We start from the raw sequence: 18,274 nt of genomic DNA on the forward strand, positions 1-18,274 counted from the left end.
TCGAAGGCTTTTTCCATTCCGACTTTCAGTAATTGCACCGAGTGTATTCAACGTTAAGTTCCCTGTGATTTTGCGGGAACAGTCCATAAAAATGCTCATACCGATAAGGAGCAAAATTTATTTCAAATCTATGATTCCCGTCCGATCTTCGCCGCGATTATAAGCATACTCGGAAAGCCGTACTGTCAAGATAATTGTCCGGTTCGTCAGCAATCGAATCGTTTTTTTCCTTTACCGCCGTTTCCTCTATCGGAAGCTTTCTCACATGCAAGAACGATCGTTAGCATCCATTTATCGCGGAGTTTTACTCTGCTCGTTTATTTTTCTCGTTTCCTGTAGCGATCAGCTAAGAGGAAAACCCACTCCTGCTATCCCTGAAATCGCGGGCCTGTATTTGAACGAAAAATCGACGGATTGGACCAAAGACAACAAATTAAAAATACAGATGCTTTGGATCAGAAGAACGGCACAAGGGGAGCTGGAATTCGTTAACGAAACGTTAACTCGACTTCAATTCAGCATGAGCGAAAATCGCGAAGAAATGAAGTTGCGTTCGGGAAAAATAATCACGAGCGGACACGAACTTTTATTCTTCGAATCGATATATAAGGAGCTTCAAAGACTTTACTCGGGCAAGAACACGGACGATCCGAAAAATTGGGACGTAAAATCCTTCGGTCCTTTTATAAAAGTAAAGGAGGTGGGGCATCTATTAACGGAAGGATCCGGGAGAAGCGCGGATCTCTCCGAAGATATGAACTCGATCCGCTTCTCCAACGGAGAAGTATATAAGAGAATTGGAATGCCCCTTCTCGGAAGAATCAGTATTTCGACGCCGAAATTCAAGAAAGTAATCGATAACGATATTGCCGGCGTCGTTTATTATCATTTGCCTCGGAGCATTTATCCGGGTAAAGACGGCAAAGAGTATGTCACCGCTTTTTTTTCTTCGACTGATAATCTCTCCAATGAAATGTCGGTTCTCATAGGAGACGTATCAGGGTCGATTGCCGAAGTCTTTGAATATGTAGCCATTATCGAATTGCGTCCCAAGGCCGGCTCCAAGGAAATTTCCATACCGTCCCCGTTGAGTCCCGTTCTGTTGGCTGGAACAGTCGATAAGAAAGCGATTTCGCAAAAAGAAGGGACAGAAGAGTTGATTCGCAGACTAAAGCAGGACCCGAGCGTTTCGAAGGAAGAGTTAATTCGAGAGTTGGAACGATTGAAAGCAAAATAACCGATTAAACATCGCAGAGGCCTTGCAACCCTTTTAGAAATTCCTTTCTTCCTTTACCTAAGGAGGAAAAGAATTGTTCGTCAAAGGCCTCGACTCGATGTACCGCATCTTGCAATAATTTTCTGCCGTCATTCGTGACTTCTACAAGCTTTGCTCGAGTATCCGAATCGTGAGCGAATCTGCGAACAAGTTTTTTCCTTTCTAACGTTCGTAAAACGGTCGAAGTCGTCATCGGGTCCGTCTTTGCCTGGTCGGAAATTCGAATTTGAGTCGCTTCCTCCCGCGAGCATTGCAACCAGTAAGTCACCGCTAGCAATACGAATTGTGCATGCGTAAGATCCAGCGGTTCGAGTATTTTTCGAATTTCCCTTTGCCAAAGATTGGAAACCTGCCAGAGCAAAAAGCCGGGACTTTCCTCGGCTTTATCGAATCCAAAAACTTCATCCTTTGACATCTACACCCATCCGGCTCGCAATTTTTCGAAAATCGGCCTCGCCTATTTCCAAAATCCCAAATCGAAAGGGAAATCCCCAGGATTTTTTATTCGGAATGAAATCGAGTTCGTTAATCATCGGAAGAATCTCCACTTCCCGAGCCTGGCAAAAAGAAACTCTTCTTCGAAATGGAATAAAATCGGGGCTCATCTGAAATGAAAAAATCACTTCGTCCGATACTTTTCCGATCGCAGTAAACTTCTTGCATGCCGTTTTTTCCGCAAACGTTTCTTTGGAAGAATAGATCAGAACCCAATCCCCCTCGCGCATTCTTTGTAATGGCGTCTTTTTACCGTGGCAAGCCTGAATGATCCCGTTTTTCTTTCCCGCGTTCGCATGATCTTTAGAGGCTACCACTATCCAGAACCGACTCATTTTCTAGCCTCTCTCACGAAATCCGTAAACGTAATTATTTCTTCCCGCATATTCTTAGCTTGTTCTTCTCCGATGATTTTCTTCCAGAGAAACGAAAGAGGCCCTCGAATGCTAAGCTCGACTCGAATTTCCGTACCGTTTTTCGTATCTTCAAAGAAATGAAGAAATTTCATTCTTGCTCCGAGTAAATACGTTTCGTCACCGAAGCTCCGAGGAGATTGCGCCTCTATGATTTTGACCTTAACTTTCGGACCGCCTTTCGGTTTTAATTCGAATTCCTTATCCACTGCGACGGAGCCTTCGATTTTCGTCCAAAGAAGACCCGAATCCCATTTAGGCCAGTTTGCGATATCTGCTCTTGCGTCCCAAAGCTCTTTAGCGCTAACACCTTGAATTTCCGTACTATACTTGTATTCCCACATTTGATACTCCTTAGTAAGCGTGCTTACAATATACAAACAACACTTATAATAAGTATACTTATTATCAACCTATTTTTAATATGTACGCATATTATTTTTTATAATTTCAAAGTTCGGCTCGGAGGAAATAAAAAAGGCGCCCTCCCCAAACGGGTAGGACGCCCACTGTCGGTGGATTTAATTAACCTATTGGTTACTTTTTGAATTGGACGCCATTTTCAAGAAATAGCCGTTCGTGTCATACCAGGTCTGACCTAAATATAAAGCGTTCGTTGCCTCTAAATGGTCGATCCCAGTCGTAGTAATCGGATAGGATGGCCCGCCTTTCCAAGTACCCCATTGCTGAGACGAGGCCGGAACCACACCGTCATTGCTGATACTTTGCCCGTAAAAAGGAGCTCCTATCGCGCAAATCGGATAAATAAGCCCCATAGCAGGGTGCTCGATTAGATCGGGAACGGTAATCGTCGATCCGAAAGAGAAGTATTTCACCCCGGAAGCGTTTGGAGTCGAGCTGTTAAAAGCCGTCGCACCTGCAGTCGTAAGCAGCTTTAAGGCAGCAACCGCGTTCTGATTCGACTCTCCGTAAACAAAACCCACTACCGTATTCAGAACAGTCGCAACGTATGGTAACGCCCAACTTGGGATTACAGTAAGAACTACGTTTGCAACAGGACTTCCATAGTGAGGAGTGTTTAAAGTCGTCAGAGTAGCGACTTTGCTAGCGAATCCGAGATTCGAAACTAAATATCTTGCGTCTAATCCACCTTGTGAATGCCCGATAATATGGACTTTGCCCGTGTAATTATTCGCAGCCATCGCAGCTTGAATTGCCGTTTTTAGCTGAGCAGCTCTCGCAGAAGATGAACTCGTAGCCGTTACTGTAGGAGTCAGCACAGTCGCGCCTTGAGACTGAAGATAGGCCGCATTGCCTCCCCAATAATCGATAATACCGGTTGATTTCCCCCAACCGAATAATCCATGAGCCAATATGATCGGATACGATCCTGCTAGCGGTTTACTCGAAGAACCTCCGCCTGATGCTTGAATCGCTCCAGACACCAGAAGCGTAAGTCCTATAATCCAAATCCTCAATACTCGAGACATTTTTTAACCTCTTCTCTTTACTATTCATCACTATTTGCGGAGGATTCCTCTCAGCTTCTCCATAGAGGAAAAGCTTTCAAGATCTTCCTAGTTTCTATTTTTAATTTCAAACTATCGTTATGAGTCATACTAAGTATTATCCCAAACGTTCGTTATTAATACTTTATAAGAACCGAATATTTTCGAACAGCCGCTCGGTTGTTATTAAGTAGATAGTTCTTTATAGTTAGCCGGGAAATCGTCAACTAAAGAATGTTATATCGAAAGGATTATTTTGAAGAAAAAGATTTTTCTATAACGATTGATATGTATATTAGAAAGAAAAAGATCGAAGCCTTGCAGGAATATTTCGTTTTAGTAATATAATTCGCTTTGAAGCAAATTCATTCTAAAATCTTTCGGTCTACTTTACGCCGATCCAAAGAAGGAGCATTCTAAAATCGAACAGAGTAAAAAGTTAGATCGCTTCTTAAATGTCTTGGCGGGTAGGAGGTTTTGCATCCGGCGAGAGTAAACCCTTTGCTTTTAAACGCTCTAATACTCGTTCCGCTATTTTCTTACCCCACATTTCTCCGACTTGCATCGATTCTTGGGTAATTTGCGGATTTTTTTCCAGCAGCTTTCTGCCGACCGGTGAATTGTAAAACGCGGTTATGCCTTTGATTTCCTCGAGAGTAAAATACTTATCGTAAATAGGGATAATCAATTCCACCATATCTTCGCTCTTTAATTCTTTCCTAAAATCTTCCCAAAACTCTTCGGGAATTTGAGGCATTAACTGTTTAAATCTGGAAATCATCTGGCCTACGACAAGCACGCCCATTTTTTCCGATCCGGAAGAGATGAGAAGTTGGCGTATTTCTTCCTTCTTTTCATCGATCGCTAGCAAAGGGAATACGGAGAACAAGAAAAGAAAAATTGCGAATAATAAACGACTCATACGTCCCCCAGGCAAAAATTCATTTTGGACCCAAATGAAGAGAATGTAAAGCGGTTTGTCGGTTTAAAATTCCCAAGCCGTCCCACCTTGAATTTTTTATGACGACCGGATTCTGATGGCGGAAATTAAAAGAAATTCCGCACCATAGGCCGATCGCGATCGGGAAGATAAAGCGATTCAGCCCGTGAATATACAAGCAGAATTCACAATCGAATCAAGTTTGTTGTTAAGCGAATTTTTAATATGGACTCAGTCGGCGAATTAGGAAATATGAAAATTCAATTCGCTCGTTAATTTTAACTCTCTGATATAGACCATAATGAATGGAAATTTTTATTTACAAAATTACATCAAAAGGTTAAGGTCTATGCGCGGATGAACATGCGGGTTCGGATGAGAAAGTCATTTATCTTACTTTTCGCTCTATATATTCCCGTTTTCTTGATGAATGCGAAATTAAACCGCAATCTAAATGTTCTGATAAACGAAAAAAACCAGACAGTTGCCTCAATTCCCGAAAAAAGTTTCGAGTCCAATTTATCGGTTTTTCCCAAAGTCGGCTTCGGTTCCGAGGCTTTTCAATCTTATAAACCGCAATTTATCTTCCTAACGACTGCGTCCGGCGACGATACGCTTTCTTATGATCTTCTTAGGATTCAATTTCAATTTTTAGACCTTCCTCCACCCCAATCCTGAATTTGCGATAACGATTCTCTTAAACCTACAGGAAGGGCGAGAACCATCTGCGCTCGACCTTTCTTGTCGCGCGTTGCGGAATTATTTGCGAATGAATGTAGGGAATCCTGAAGATTAAAAAATCTTTAATATAGGTTTCCTGCAATTGCAATCGGAGAGCGAGGTCATTTTCGACAATTTCGCTATATTCAACTCTATCTTCGTACGGTAGCCGAGAATTTTCCCTAAAAGAAAGATTCAGAGAGCTTGTCTTGGGCGAACCTTTCTCGGTTCGATTTCTTCATAGGTGGACTTCCAATTTCCCCCGCGTTCTTCGCGGGGATCTTTTTACTGGAATGTGCCGAATAAAATTTTAAGTCTCTTTCGATCGTTTAATTTAGCTCAACGTCCGGCGCGTTTACGCATATTTGGATCTAGAATCTTTTTCCGTAATCTCATGCTGAGCGGTGTCACTTCCAATAACTCATCATCGTCCAAAAATTCGATATTTTGCTCCAAGCTAAAACGGCGAGGCGGCACGAGACGAATCGCTTCGTCCGCGCCCGAGGAACGAACGTTGGTCAATTTCTTTTCACGAACCGGATTCACTTCCAAGTCGTTTTCGCGGGAGTGAATTCCGATGATCATTCCGGGATAAACGGAAGTTTGAGGGTCGATCAATAGTTCCCCTCTCTCTTGGATTTTCCAGAGCGCGTATCCGGTCGTATCTCCGGAGTCCATGGAAATCAGGGCTCCGTTCTTACGTCCAGGAATCTCTCCCTTATAAAGATCGAAACGCAGGAAGCGGCTGGACATAACTCCCTCTCCCTTAGTTTCCGTAACGAAATATCCCCGGAACCCGATAATTCCCCGAGTCGGGATTACGAATTCGACGCGAGTCATCCCGGATGGATGAGCTTCCATTAACTGAAGTTCGCCTTTTCTACGATTCAGCTCGGCGATGATGCTTCCGGTAAATTGGTCGGGAAGGTCCATCACAAGATATTCGTACGGTTCGAGCTTCTCGCCGTTTTCGCCCTTCTTAATGATAACTTCGGGACGAGAAACTTGCAGTTCAAATCCTTCCCGGCGCATGGTTTCGATTAATACGGAGAGGTGTAGTTCCCCCCGGCCGAGAACCTTAAAGCGGTCCTTATCTTCCGTTTCTTCCAAGCGCATCGCGACGTTTGTTTCTAATTCACGATCCAATCTTTCGCGGATATTCCGGGTCGTTACGAACTTCCCTTCCTTACTTGCAAACGGAGAATTATTGACCATGAAATACATGGATACTGTCGGCTCTTCCACTTCTATCGCGGGCATAGGAGCGGGTTTTCCCGGTTCGCAAACCGTATCTCCGATAAATACGTCGGGTAAACCTGCAATCGATACGATATCTCCGGCTTCGGCGAAATCGATTTCGTTTCGTTTTAAACCTTCAAAATTATATAATTTCGTAACTTTTAATATTTGAGTTTCGTCTCTTCCGTTCGTCTTCGGAGAAAGTTGAATCACATTCATCCCTTTCTGTAGCTTTCCGTTATAGATCTTGCCGATCGCAATCCTACCTACATAGTCGTTGTAATCCAAGGAAGTGACTTGAAATTGCAGAGGAGCATCCACGCTGGCTTTTACCGGAGGAACGTGCTCGAGAACCATATCTAATAACGGATCCAGGTTTTTCCCGGGGGCATCCTCAAGTCTGCGGACGGCCCAACCTTGCTTGGCCGAAGCATAAATGATCGGAAAATCCAATTGTTCGTCGGTGGCGCCTAGATCGCTGAATAAGTCGAATACCATATCCACGACTGCGGACGGTCTAGCTCCATCCCGATCGATTTTGTTAATTACCAAAATCGGCTTATGGCCTAGCTGCAGGGATTTTCCCAATACGAATCTCGTTTGAGGCATGGGTCCGTCGAATGCGTCCACAAGCAGAAGACATGAATCCGCAGTAGAAAGGACGCGTTCGACTTCTCCGCCGAAATCCGCGTGCCCCGGAGTATCCACGACATTAATTCTCGTCCCTTTATAAACGACCGCAGTATTTTTGGCCTTGATCGTAATTCCTTTCTCTTTTTCCAGATCATTGCTGTCCATAATCCGGTCCCCGTCTTCCTTAGCGGTGACGGCTCCTGTCTGTCGGAGAATTCCATCTAATAGGGTTGTCTTCCCGTGGTCTACGTGTGCGATAATGGCGATGTTGCGGATTTCCATGCTAAAAACCAAAATTTCCCGAGGGGACAGGGTGGCAAGGTCGATTTAGGCCATCAACGCTTTCTAAATTACGTTTTCGAGACAAATGCACCGAATCCGAAAGAACTTATGCTTCGGGTAAGGGAATCCGATCCGTCTCTCCCGAAATTTTTCCGAATCGATCGTTTCTCCAGTCGTCTTTTGCTCGATCGATTCTCTCTAAAGAACTGGATACGAAGTTCCACCATAGATGCCTGCGTTCAGGCAACGGCTCTCCGCCTAGAAGAATCGCTCGGGTTGCTTGCTCCGCGCGAAATTTGATCGCCCCACCCATCGGATAAACTGCCATCTCTCCGACCCCAACAATTCGGCCTTCGGCGTCCAAACTGCCACGAGCTACATAGACCGCGCCTTCCTGTTTGGAAGGAACGGAAAGTTCTATTTCGGCACCAGGCTCGATCTCTACATCCGCATAAAACAGAGGAGAATATACCTTAACGGGAGAAATTTCACCCAAAAGTGATCCCGCAATTAGTCGCAACTCCCAGCCTCCTCCGCTCAATTCGGGGAACTCCTCTCTAGCGTAATGGAAGAACTCAGGTGGAGTCTCCTCGTGCTGTTGGGGCAAAGCCACCCAAGTTTGAATCCCCTCTATAATGGAATATTGGGGATCGGCTTGCGACCTCTCGCTATGTGCGATGCCGGAACCTGCCGTCATCCAATTCACTTCGTAAGGTCGAATCATTTGCTCGGTTCCCAAGGTATCCCGATGCAAAATAACGCCGTCATAAAGATAAGTGATCGTTGCTAGGCCGATATGCGGATGGGAACGAACCACGAGTTCATTGCCATTTATCAATGAAATGGGACCCATATGATCTAAAAAAACGAAAGGCCCGACTGCCCTCACGTCAATATGTGGAAGAATCCGACGAACTGAAAATCCGTCGCCTAGGCCTCTAAGTTTTCCCGAAATGTATTTCATACCGTTATTTAGACGTGATGCAAACCCTCTGACGGTGGCGACTATAAAAGTTTCCTAGGGGCTCGGATCGATATTCCTTTGTTCGTCGCCATGTTCTAGATTGCTTAATTTAAGAGTCAATTACTATGGCCTCTCTATAATGCAGAATTTTTTTCTTCTTACCATCTTTCTACTTCTCTGGACGTTTCCCGGTTCTCTCTTTTCAAGTTCCATACCTTTGGACGAATCGAAGATCGTGGGTGTCTCGGAGAGAATGGAATATTTGGAAGACCGTACTCGTAATTTTGAGCTGTCCGATTTGCTTGCCGGGCTTCGCGATTCCGAATTTCTGAAAAGTCGAAGAAAAAACCTGCATCCCGGATTCACTCACTCCGCTTATTGGGTTCGATTTTCGCTGCAAAATGTCTCCGAACATGGAGAGGAATATGTAATCGTTTCCGAATTCCCGTATACCGACGAGATTCGTTTTTACGAAACAAAAAACGGAAAGGAAATCCGCTCTGTCCGAACCGGCGACACTCTTCCTTTCGAGACGAGAGATCTAAAGCATCGATATTTCGTTTTTAGAACGTTTTTAATGGAGGGGGAAACAAAAGAATACTTTCTTCGATTTACCAATGAAGGGCCAATGAACATCCCTCTCATTACATCTCCGACGAGAATCTATCTTGAGAAATCCACGACTGAAACCTTATTTCTCGGCTTGTGTTACGGCTGCATGTTCATAATGATTCTTTATAATTTCTTTTTATACACTTCCCTTAGGGAATCCGATTATCTGTATTACGTAACCTACCTTCTTTTCCTAATACTGACTCAAGTAAGTTTTAACGGACTCGCAAATCAATTTCTATGGGGCGATTTTCCCGCTTGGGGCAACAAAAGCACTAACGTACTTTCACTTTTTACATTCTTCATTTCCGCAATTTTCAGCTTACAGTATCTTAGGATTTCGAAAGGAGGCTGGATCGATTTATTCTTAAAATCTTTCGCGATCACGACCTTACTCGCGGCTTTAATATCCATATATGCTCCATTACGTTTTTCTTCCGTAGTAACGGTCATCTACGGATTGATTCATCCGATCGTATTGATCGGCATAGGATCGATTCGCCTCTTTCAAAACTTTAAACCTGCAAGATTCTTTTTATTAGCCTGGGTCGCCATGGAAATCGCGATATTTATCACGTCTCTGCAGAGACTCGGAGTTTACGATTCGATCCTAGTTGGAGAATATTCGATTCATATAGGTGCGACGCTGGAAGTGACCTTTCTATCATTCGGGTTAGCGGATAGCATCAATACTCTTAAGGAGGAGAAGGAGAAAATCATTGTCGCTCAAAATGAAACTTTGGAGGCGAGAATTATCGCAAAAACCAGAGATTTAGAAATCGCAAAAATTCAAGCGGAAAATGCCAACTTACAAAAATCCAAATTTCTTGCACATATGAGCCATGAAATCAGGACTCCTATGAACGGAATCCTGGCAATGTCTAAATTCCTATTCGATTCGGAGCCACCGGGAGAGAAAAAGGAGACCATCGGGATCATAACCGCCAGCGCGAACAATTTGTTGGTGATAATCAACGATATTTTAGATTTATCTAAAATAGAATCGGGGAAATTAGATTTAATTTACGAGAACTTTCGTATCGCCGATTTTCTTACTGAAATAACCGGAATCGTCCGCTTACAAACGAATGCTAAAGGCATCGATCTGCAATTCGATTCAGCTCCGGACGTCCCGGAATTCATTCGCACCGACAGAACTCGCTTAGCACAAATCCTCTTAAACTTACTCGGGAATTCGGCAAAATTCACCGATCACGGAAAAATTCAATTATCCGTTCGCGTAAAAAATAAACTGAAGGAGGATATAGATCTAGAGTTCTCCGTTCGCGATACCGGTATAGGAATTTCCGCTGAAAAAATTCCCTCGCTCTTCCAGCCGTTTACTCAGCTGGATAACTCGATTACCCGAACTTATGGCGGAACAGGATTGGGCTTAACCATCTCCAAGCGACTTTGCGAATTGCTCCAAGGAGATATTTCAGTTCAAAGTCAGAAAGGAAGCTGGACCGAATTCACTTTTACGATCCGGGCTAAAGAAGCAAGCGCCTTCGATTATCCGCCGCGTCCGGTTCCTACGAAATCGGGAAACAGGAAAATGGAAATCTTAGTCGTGGACGATAACGCATCCAACCAATTCGTGATTCAGCGATTACTTTCGAAATTCGGACATCCCGCGACTGCCGCATCGAGCGGACGAGAAGCCTTACGTTTACTCAAAGATAAAACTTTCGAACTGATTCTAATGGATATCGAAATGCCCGAATTGGATGGATTTGAAACTACTAGACAAATTCGGAAATTGTACGGAGACGGAAACAATCCGATCATCATCGCCCTCACGGCGCACGCGATGAAAGAATTCGAGCAAATGAGTTACGACGTAGGAATGAATGATTTTTTAGCTAAGCCGATAGATCCAACGGTTTTGAGAGAAAAAATTTCGTACTGGGCGGAAAAAACCGTCCGTCCATAAATTAGCATCGGCATTTCCCGGCTTATTTTTATCCGAGCGAGAGTGAATGAAATTTGTGGGAGCTCCCACAGCACACCGAAATGAAAAAGAATTGCAGAATTGCCGATTCTATGAAATACGAATTCTGCTGCGGGTACCACCGATCCGGCTCCCGCCCAAGCCGGACGGGGACTTCGAAAAAAAAGCCCGCCGCCGCTTCCGAGTTAGGAAGGAAAACCATTCGACCAACTGTCTCCAATTCTACTTCTAAGCTTCGAAGCCACTTGACACCCTCGCACGCCGCTCCAAACTGGTCAAAAATCGAGACAACTAGGCCTATATACGATGTTCGCGATCATATCTGTCGGCAATCGACAATTCAAAGTAACCCAGGATTCCGAATTCCTGACGGAAAAGACCGGCAAAAAGCCCGGTGATACCTTCGATGCGAAGGTTTTACTGTTCGCGGAGAACAATAAGGTTCATATCGGCGCACCCGATCTGAAGTCGGCAAAAGTCTCCCTAAAGGTCGTAGACGACGTAAAAGGTGAGAAGATTCGCGGCTACGTTTATAAGAAACGTAAAAACTCCCAAAGAACCTGGGGTCATAGACAACAACTCCAGAAACTCAAGGTAGTTTCCCTCTCGGCGGTTTGATTCGAGTAAAAATCCTCCGTAAAGGAGAAGAGATTCTTGGTTTTGAATCCGTGGGGCACGCCTCCGCAGAACAAGGAACCAAAGGATCCAATCTCCTCTGTGCGGCGGTCGGAGTCCTGATTCAATCCCTCTATCTCCATTTACGGAAAGAAGGAAAAGCGGGCCCCGCAGAAGTCCGGGATGGATTCTTGAAATTCAAGATTCTGGCCGGCCTTGAGAATGATCCAGTAGTCCGAACAAGCTTTGCCTTGGTTCGGGATGGTTTGGAAAATTTGAGGGATCAATATTCCTCGGAAATTGAACTCATAGGAGAATAGACAATGGCACATAAGAAAGGTGGCGGTTCTTCGAAGAACGGACGCGATTCCCAATCTAAACGTCTTGGAGTCAAACGTTTCGGAGGCGAACTCGTTTTGGCTGGAAATATCCTGGTTCGTCAAAGAGGAACCAGACTTCATGCGGGAAGAAACGTAGGTTTAGGAAAAGATCATACGCTTTTCTCTCTCGTACATGGAAGAGTAAAATTCGAGCAGGTCACAAAGACCAAAATGCAAGTTTCGGTTTATCCGGAATCCTAATTTTATCCTAAACAGTCAAAGTCGGGAAAAAGAAAGGCCTTCGGGGGAAATTTTCCTCGAGCCTTTCTTTTTCTGTTTAAAGGCAATTATCTAAAATGGAAAAATTCGTAGACGAAGTGGTCATCGAAGTAACCGCAGGGCACGGTGGAGCCGGCTCTATGCATTTTCGTCACGAAAAGTACGTCGAATTCGGCGGTCCGGATGGCGGAGACGGAGGTGTCGGCGGGGACGTCCTTATCCGCACGAATCTTTCTATGGTCACCCTCGATCGCTATCTTACGAAAAGAAAATTTAAAGCCGCGGAAGGATTTCCGGGAGAAGGAAACAATCGCTCGGGTAAGAAGGGAGACGATCTCGTCCTCTACGTTCCCCTGGGCACCCAAATCTACGATGAAGATAGCGGCGAGCTTCTTTACGATTTTGTGGAGGATGGAATGGAATTTTCCGTCGCGAAAGGCGGACGAGGCGGAAAAGGAAACACTCATTTTAAATCATCCACTCATCAAGCTCCTAAATTCTCGCAGCCGGGAGAAGCCGGAGAATATAAACATCTTCGACTGAGTTTAAAACTTTTAGCCGACGTCGGAATCGTCGGCCTCCCGAATGCAGGGAAATCGACCTTACTTTCGCAGATTACGGAAGCGCATCCGAAGATCGCCGGTTACGCGTTCACGACTCTTTCCCCGAACTTAGGAGTAGTCAAACGGAAAGGAGACATCTATCGATATACTATCGCCGATATTCCCGGCATAGTTGAAGGCGCTAGTAAAGGCATCGGTCTCGGATTATCCTTTCTTAGACATATAGAGCGAGTAAAAGGAATCCTTTACGTATTCGATGCCAGCGCATTGGATATAGAATCGGATTTCAAAATGCTTCGATCCGAATTAGAAACATATAATAAAGAATTATTGAATCGTCCTCATTTGATAGTTTTGAATAAGATAGACGTTTGGGAAGATCAAAGTTTTACGAAAGAGCTTTTGGAATCCGTATCTTCGTTGGGTAGAGTTATTCCTATTTCGGCCAAAGAATCGACGAACTTGGAAGAATTACTCGAAATTATGGATGAGACTTTCTTTCAGCAAGAATTGGAAAAACTAAGACTCTCGGGAAAAAATCAAGAGCAACAGGAAGATTCGAATGAGTAGATCGGACTTCGATTCTAAAATCCAAGCAGCAAAAACGATCGTCGTTAAAATCGGATCCGCTCGCCTCTCCGGTTCCGAAGAGGAAGTGAATGATTTTCTATTCAGTCTAGTTTCCGACATCAGGCATCTTCGCGATCAAGGCAAGCAAGTCATCCTTGTTTCGTCGGGAGCTATCGCGCGAGGTCGCAAATTGTTGGATAGCCTCCCGCTGGGCGTGAACGCAGAAGACAAGCTATCGGAAAAACAAGCCCTAGCCGCGATGGGACAGAACCGGCTTATCAACTTGTACGACAGTTTTTTTTCAAAAGTGAATCTCCCGATTGCACAAATCTTGTTCGGAGTCTTAGATTTAGAAACCGGGGAAGGATTCAAAAACCTCAGAAGCACATTCCAGCAACTATTGGATTGGGGAATCCTCCCTATCGTTAACGAAAACGATTCCGTAGCAACGGAAGAATTGAAATTCGGCGATAACGACGTTCTCTCAGCAGTCGTCAGTCTGCTCGTGGAAGCGGACTTATTAATTATTTTAACGGGAGTCGCCGGTTTTTTAAGAAACGATAAGGTTGTATCCCATCTAAGTGAAATAGGAAACGGAGAGCTCTCCATTGCGGGAGGCCCAAGCGGTCCCGGAACCGGCGGTATGTACACTAAATTGAAAGCAGCCGGCATTTTAAACGAAGCTGGAATTCCTAGCGGTATCATAGATGGAACGGAGAAAAACTGCGTGCGCCGTTTTCTGGAAGAGAATAAACTGGGGACCTTAGTTGCCGGAAACGGAAAGCATCGATCCTATTCCGAGGAGGAAATTAAAGCGATCCTCCAAGCAAAACGAAACGGAGGACATTCGCAATGATCCAACGGCCAACGGAACTCGAATATGTGGAAATCCTGTGTAAAAACGCTCAGAAAGCTTCTCGGGAATTGCGAAAACTGAATTCCTCGAAAAAGAATACCGTTCTTGAAAAGCTAGCGGAAGCGTTGGTCGCGCGCAAATCCGAAATTATCGCGGAAAACGAGAAGGATGTTACCTCGGGAAAAGAGAAAGGCTTATCTGCGGCAATGCTGGATCGCTTAACCCTGGATGAAAAACGCATTCATAATTTAGCAAATGCGGTTCTTGAAATCAGGTCCCTACCCGATCCTGTGGGAGAAGTCGTTCGGGGTTTAACGTTGCCTAACGGCATCAAGCTGGTTACGAAACGAGTTCCTCTAGGTGTCATAATGGTCATCTATGAATCCCGTCCAAACGTGACGATCGATGTGGGAGCCTTATCCTTTAAGTCCGGTAACGCTTGTATACTGAGAGGAGGGAGCGAAGCGTTTCATTCCAATAGCATACTTTCGGAAATCTTCCGAGACTGCCTTTTACAAGCCGGGCTTTCTCCTAACGCAGTGACTTTAGTGGGTAAAACCGAGCGCGAGATCATGATCCCCTTCCTCAAGCAGACTCGGTATATCGATTTGGTGGTTCCTCGGGGAGGCGAAGCACTTATAAGCTTCGTTTCGGAAAATTCTCTGATACCCGTCGTAAAGCACGATAAGGGTGTGGTGAACATCTATATAGATAAATCCGCGGATCCTAAAAAAGTTTTACCGATCATACTGAATTCGAAAGTACAGCGCCCCGGCGTCTGCAACGCGGTAGAAAATTTAGTTTTACATGCCGGATATCCCCACTCTAAAGAACTGTTAAAAGAATTGGATGCGAACGGAGTAAGATTACTTTTAGATCCTCCCGCACTTTCCCTTTTCCCCGCCGGAACTCCGGTAAAATCGGAAGAATATTGGGAAGAATTTTTAGATCTACGTCTATCCGTAAAAACCGTAAATTCTATCGAAGAAGCGATTTCGTTTATTGAAAATACTTCTTCCGGTCATACCGAAGCGATCGTAACGGAAGATTTGGGCGCTTCTAATTTATTTTTGGAATCTCTAGATTCCGCTGCGCTATTCGTGAATATATCCACGCGCTTTCACGACGGCGGAGAATTCGGACTCGGAGCGGAAGTCGGAATCTCGACCGGAAAACTTCATGTTAGAGGGCCGATGGGTTTAGTGCATCTCACGACCACCACTACGTATGGAGAAGGAGGAGGACAGGTGAGAGGGTAATTCCCATTCGCTTTGGAATATGACTTTGCAGCTCTCCGAACCGCATCTCACCGGAATTTTCGGGGGAAGTTTCGATCCCCCTCACCTTGGACACTTGGGAATCGCGACTTCCTTCTGGGAAACGATTCCTCAGGCGGAAGAGCTATTGGTGATTCCGAACTGCGTATCTCCTTTAAAAAACGGAAAGCATGCATCGAGCGAGAATATATTACAAATGTTAGATGCTCAATTTTCGAAAATCCCGAAAACGAAAATCTTAGATATCGAATTGATGAAAAAAGGAAGCAGCTATACGTACGAGACGCTTCTTGATTTGAAAAAATCTTACCCGAATCGTAGCTTCCTACTTCTCGTCGGAGAGGATAATTATTGTGAGTTTCAAAAATGGAGAAACTGGGAGAATATTTTAGGTCTTATTCGTTATCTCTTGGTATTTCGTAGAGTATCCGAACATATCCCGAAAAACCCTCATCTGAATTCGTTCGAAAAGAAAATTCTATTCTTAAATAATCCTATTATTCCGGCCGCTTCCACTGATTTGAGAAATGTGCTTCCGTCCGCCGTCGCAAAAAAACAGAAACCGATTGCTTTGAGCCAAGCCGTATGGGATAAAATACTCGAATCGAAAGAATATTCGGGAGGATAAATGATTCCGGAAACGATCGAGGAGCAAATCAAATATTTCACCAGAATTGTTCCGCAAGAAATTACCGTTACGCGCTGGGACCATAGCTTACGAGTCGCCGAGATCGCTAAGGAGTTGGCGAGTTTTCACGCTCCCGATCAAACCGCCCAGGCTTTCTTAGCCGGAATCGTGCATGATATTACCAAGCAAAAAACCAAGGAATTTCATCTTTCGATTTTTACGGAAGCGAACGACCCCGAATCGGCAGGCTTACCGGAGGCTGCATGGCATTCTCGGTCCGCCTATCATTATCTGAAAGGAAAATACGGCTTATTAAACGAATCCGTCTTAGGTGCGGTAAAGCACCATACATTAGGCGGCGATGATTTAAGCGTCTTGGAATGCATCTTATACGCGGCTGACTTTTTAGGATCCGAATTCGCGGAGCGTCAAAAAGATTATTCTGATTGGCGCGAAGAGGCGCGAAAGTACCTGTACAAAGGAGTTTTAAACAAAGCATTTCACACCATTTCCGACCTGCTGGAAAACAGACGAGAGATTCATCCTCGAACAATCGGTATGTATCATGCCGCTTTAAGAAAATTAACCAATTGACATCCGAGTTTTTAAGATCGAAATGGAACCGAGGCTGAGTGTTTGGGTCCGTCTAAATCGTCGAAACCGCTTTTTTTTCTTCCTATTTGGATCGCTGTCGGTATTCTTTTTATCGTCGTTTTATTCTTTATATTCAGAAATATACGCAGAACCGGGTTGGATGAAAAAATAAGTTCCGGTAAACCGATTCATATTTTAGTCCATGCAATCGCCGAAGATGATACTTACGAATTCGGCGTGTTAGCGACGTTGTTTCCCTCGCAAGAAAGGGCGGCTCTTTTTTTCATTCATCCGATCTCTACGTTCGATGATCCTGAAGATAGTTTGGAACAATTAAAATCGAAAGCGCCGTCGACAGTGACGAATGCCGTGGAGGAGATTTTAGGATCCAAACCTCAATATAAAATTACGGTAAAAGCTTCCGCATTCATTCGTCTTGTCGATATGCTCGGTGGGTTGTCGATTTACACGGATAATCGGACGGCGGAAAGTTCGCCTACCTACGTAAGAACGCCGGGAGTTTATACTTATTCCGGCGAAGATTCGTATGATTATGTTTCTTTTATGAAGAAAAAGGAAACACTGGACTATTTGGATAGGATAAGTCGACAAGAAAGTACGGTTCTTACCCTTTACGAAACTCTTTATCAAAATCGGGAATTCCTAAACGCCGGCTGGTCGGAATACGCGTATTCACTTCTGGATACAGACTTCTCCCGGGACGACTTCTATTCTCTTTTAAAATTCCTGACTTCTCATAGAATTTCCTTCGGTGTTACCGAACTTCCCGGAGAGCCGTCTCTTGATCCGAGATCGAAACGATTATATTTGAAAGCCGACCTTGGAAGATGCACTGCCGCCTTTCGAAAATTTCAGAAAGACGTTTCTTCGGAAATTTTCACGGATGGAGAATTCGCCAGAACCGAAGTCCTAAACGGCACGGAAGTCCCCGGACTGGCTAAAGATGTTCGTGGAATCTTAGCGGATAAGCGAATTAAGGTGCTGGCGGCGGATAATGCCTGGAGTAAGGATGTCGAAAAGACAGTCATCTTAGATCGTTCAGGAAACACTGCGGTCTCGGACAAGATTTCGACTGTCCTGGAAAAGGCCAAAGTATATCACGTTTTACGTAAAGACCTCGGTCTCGACACCACAGTCCTACTCGGCTCGGACATAGAACCAAAGAAATAATATATGACCCCCGCTTCAAAAAACGCCCCAAAAGAAACAATAGAGATCCTCAAAACCGTTTATAAAATAATGAAAGACAAAAAATGCGAAGAGATCGCGGTTTTAAATTTAGAAACCGTCAATTCGTATTTAAGTTATTTTTTGATTTGTACGGTAAACTCCTCCGTCCAAGCCAACGCCGTAGCGAGAGAAATAAAAAAAGCATTAAAAAGTTTTAAACTTCCGCATAAAGAAACGGATAAGACCGGGACGTCCTCCTCTTCCGGCTGGACTCTCCTCGACTATGGTGAATTCATCGTCCATATTATGACTCCGGAAAAAAGGGAGTTCTATAACCTAGATAGACTCTGGCGAGATGCGGAACGGATCGAATTAGAATAAATCTCT

General features: G+C 44.4%; 20 protein-coding genes. 13 read left to right on the forward strand and 7 right to left on the reverse strand.

What is annotated here, in order from left to right:
- Positions 1-265: 265 nt before the first annotated feature.
- Positions 266-1,237: an LIC12353 family lipoprotein gene (locus LEP1GSC058_RS09530; protein WP_016549590.1), complete on the forward strand. Its 972-nt coding sequence runs from the start codon at positions 266-268 to the stop codon at positions 1,235-1,237.
- Positions 1,238-1,241: 4 nt separating this feature from the next.
- Here the strand turns inward: LEP1GSC058_RS09530 and LEP1GSC058_RS09535 are convergent, their stop codons facing one another.
- The 5 genes from LEP1GSC058_RS09535 to LEP1GSC058_RS09555 form a co-directional block, all read right to left on the reverse strand.
- Entirely contained in the window at positions 1,242-1,691 is a 450-nt protein-coding gene (locus LEP1GSC058_RS09535; RefSeq protein WP_016549897.1) for a MarR family winged helix-turn-helix transcriptional regulator, read from the reverse strand.
- On the reverse strand, positions 1,678-2,106 hold the full coding sequence (locus LEP1GSC058_RS09540; protein ID WP_016550609.1) for an EVE domain-containing protein: 429 nt from the start codon (positions 2,104-2,106) through the stop codon (positions 1,678-1,680). Before LEP1GSC058_RS09540 ends, LEP1GSC058_RS09535 begins: the two co-directional genes overlap by 14 nt.
- On the reverse strand, positions 2,103-2,528 hold the full coding sequence (locus tag LEP1GSC058_RS09545) for an SRPBCC family protein (protein WP_016550090.1): 426 nt from the start codon (positions 2,526-2,528) through the stop codon (positions 2,103-2,105). Before LEP1GSC058_RS09545 ends, LEP1GSC058_RS09540 begins: the two co-directional genes overlap by 4 nt.
- 186 nt (positions 2,529-2,714) lie before the next feature.
- Entirely contained in the window at positions 2,715-3,635 is a 921-nt protein-coding gene (locus LEP1GSC058_RS09550) for an esterase/lipase family protein (RefSeq protein WP_016550860.1), read from the reverse strand.
- A 469-nt stretch (positions 3,636-4,104) separates the two neighbouring features.
- On the reverse strand, positions 4,105-4,575 hold the full coding sequence (locus LEP1GSC058_RS09555; RefSeq protein ID WP_016550242.1) for a DUF2059 domain-containing protein: 471 nt from the start codon (positions 4,573-4,575) through the stop codon (positions 4,105-4,107).
- 393 nt (positions 4,576-4,968) lie between these two features.
- Between LEP1GSC058_RS09555 and LEP1GSC058_RS09560 the strand changes: the two genes are divergently transcribed.
- Positions 4,969-5,271, forward strand: a complete 303-nt coding sequence (locus LEP1GSC058_RS09560) for a hypothetical protein (RefSeq protein ID WP_084680425.1) — start codon at positions 4,969-4,971, stop codon at positions 5,269-5,271.
- 381 nt (positions 5,272-5,652) lie between these two features.
- Here LEP1GSC058_RS09560 and typA read toward each other — a convergent pair whose 3' ends face one another.
- A complete protein-coding gene (gene typA, locus LEP1GSC058_RS09565; RefSeq protein WP_016550622.1) occupies positions 5,653-7,467 on the reverse strand; it encodes a translational GTPase TypA in 1,815 nt (604 codons plus the stop codon).
- Positions 7,468-7,573: 106 nt separating this feature from the next.
- Positions 7,574-8,431 carry a pirin family protein gene (locus LEP1GSC058_RS09570; RefSeq protein WP_016550082.1) on the reverse strand — a complete coding sequence of 286 codons (858 nt, stop codon included), beginning with the start codon at positions 8,429-8,431 and terminating at the stop codon, positions 7,574-7,576.
- 139 nt (positions 8,432-8,570) lie between these two features.
- Between LEP1GSC058_RS09570 and LEP1GSC058_RS09575 the strand changes: the two genes are divergently transcribed.
- The 11 genes from LEP1GSC058_RS09575 to rsfS all read left to right on the forward strand — a co-directional run bounded on the left by LEP1GSC058_RS09575 (position 8,571) and on the right by rsfS (position 18,268).
- Positions 8,571-10,976, forward strand: a complete 2,406-nt coding sequence (locus tag LEP1GSC058_RS09575; protein WP_016550889.1) for a hybrid sensor histidine kinase/response regulator — start codon at positions 8,571-8,573, stop codon at positions 10,974-10,976.
- A gap of 324 nt (positions 10,977-11,300) precedes the next feature.
- Positions 11,301-11,612: a 50S ribosomal protein L21 gene (gene rplU / locus LEP1GSC058_RS09585; RefSeq protein WP_010414064.1), complete on the forward strand. Its 312-nt coding sequence runs from the start codon at positions 11,301-11,303 to the stop codon at positions 11,610-11,612.
- Positions 11,609-11,929 carry a ribosomal-processing cysteine protease Prp gene (locus tag LEP1GSC058_RS09590; protein WP_016549890.1) on the forward strand — a complete coding sequence of 107 codons (321 nt, stop codon included), beginning with the start codon at positions 11,609-11,611 and terminating at the stop codon, positions 11,927-11,929. Before rplU ends, LEP1GSC058_RS09590 begins: the two co-directional genes overlap by 4 nt.
- Positions 11,930-11,932: 3 nt before the next feature.
- Complete coding sequence (gene rpmA, locus LEP1GSC058_RS09595; protein ID WP_010414068.1) at positions 11,933-12,190, forward strand: 50S ribosomal protein L27; 258 nt, start codon at positions 11,933-11,935, stop codon at positions 12,188-12,190.
- Positions 12,191-12,285: 95 nt separating this feature from the next.
- Entirely contained in the window at positions 12,286-13,341 is a 1,056-nt protein-coding gene (obgE, locus tag LEP1GSC058_RS09600; protein ID WP_016550483.1) for a GTPase ObgE, read from the forward strand.
- Positions 13,328-14,197, forward strand: a complete 870-nt coding sequence (proB, locus tag LEP1GSC058_RS09605) for a glutamate 5-kinase (protein WP_408605700.1) — start codon at positions 13,328-13,330, stop codon at positions 14,195-14,197. The genes obgE and proB overlap by 14 nt, the downstream gene beginning before the upstream one ends.
- Entirely contained in the window at positions 14,194-15,456 is a 1,263-nt protein-coding gene (locus tag LEP1GSC058_RS09610; RefSeq protein ID WP_016549571.1) for a glutamate-5-semialdehyde dehydrogenase, read from the forward strand. Before proB ends, LEP1GSC058_RS09610 begins: the two co-directional genes overlap by 4 nt.
- 19 nt (positions 15,457-15,475) lie before the next feature.
- Entirely contained in the window at positions 15,476-16,102 is a 627-nt protein-coding gene (nadD, locus tag LEP1GSC058_RS09615; protein ID WP_039948264.1) for a nicotinate (nicotinamide) nucleotide adenylyltransferase, read from the forward strand.
- Positions 16,103-16,696, forward strand: coding sequence for a bis(5'-nucleosyl)-tetraphosphatase (symmetrical) YqeK (yqeK, locus tag LEP1GSC058_RS09620; protein ID WP_016549803.1), 594 nt, complete (start codon positions 16,103-16,105; stop codon positions 16,694-16,696).
- 42 nt (positions 16,697-16,738) lie between these two features.
- Complete coding sequence (locus LEP1GSC058_RS09625) at positions 16,739-17,887, forward strand: LCP family protein (protein ID WP_016551041.1); 1,149 nt, start codon at positions 16,739-16,741, stop codon at positions 17,885-17,887.
- A gap of 3 nt (positions 17,888-17,890) precedes the next feature.
- A complete protein-coding gene (gene rsfS, locus LEP1GSC058_RS09630) occupies positions 17,891-18,268 on the forward strand; it encodes a ribosome silencing factor (protein ID WP_016550039.1) in 378 nt (125 codons plus the stop codon).
- The last annotated feature ends 6 nt before the right edge of the window (positions 18,269-18,274 follow it).

The sequence above is a fragment of the Leptospira fainei serovar Hurstbridge str. BUT 6 genome (assembly GCF_000306235.2).
In the GTDB taxonomy this organism is placed as follows: domain Bacteria; phylum Spirochaetota; class Leptospiria; order Leptospirales; family Leptospiraceae; genus Leptospira_B; species Leptospira_B fainei.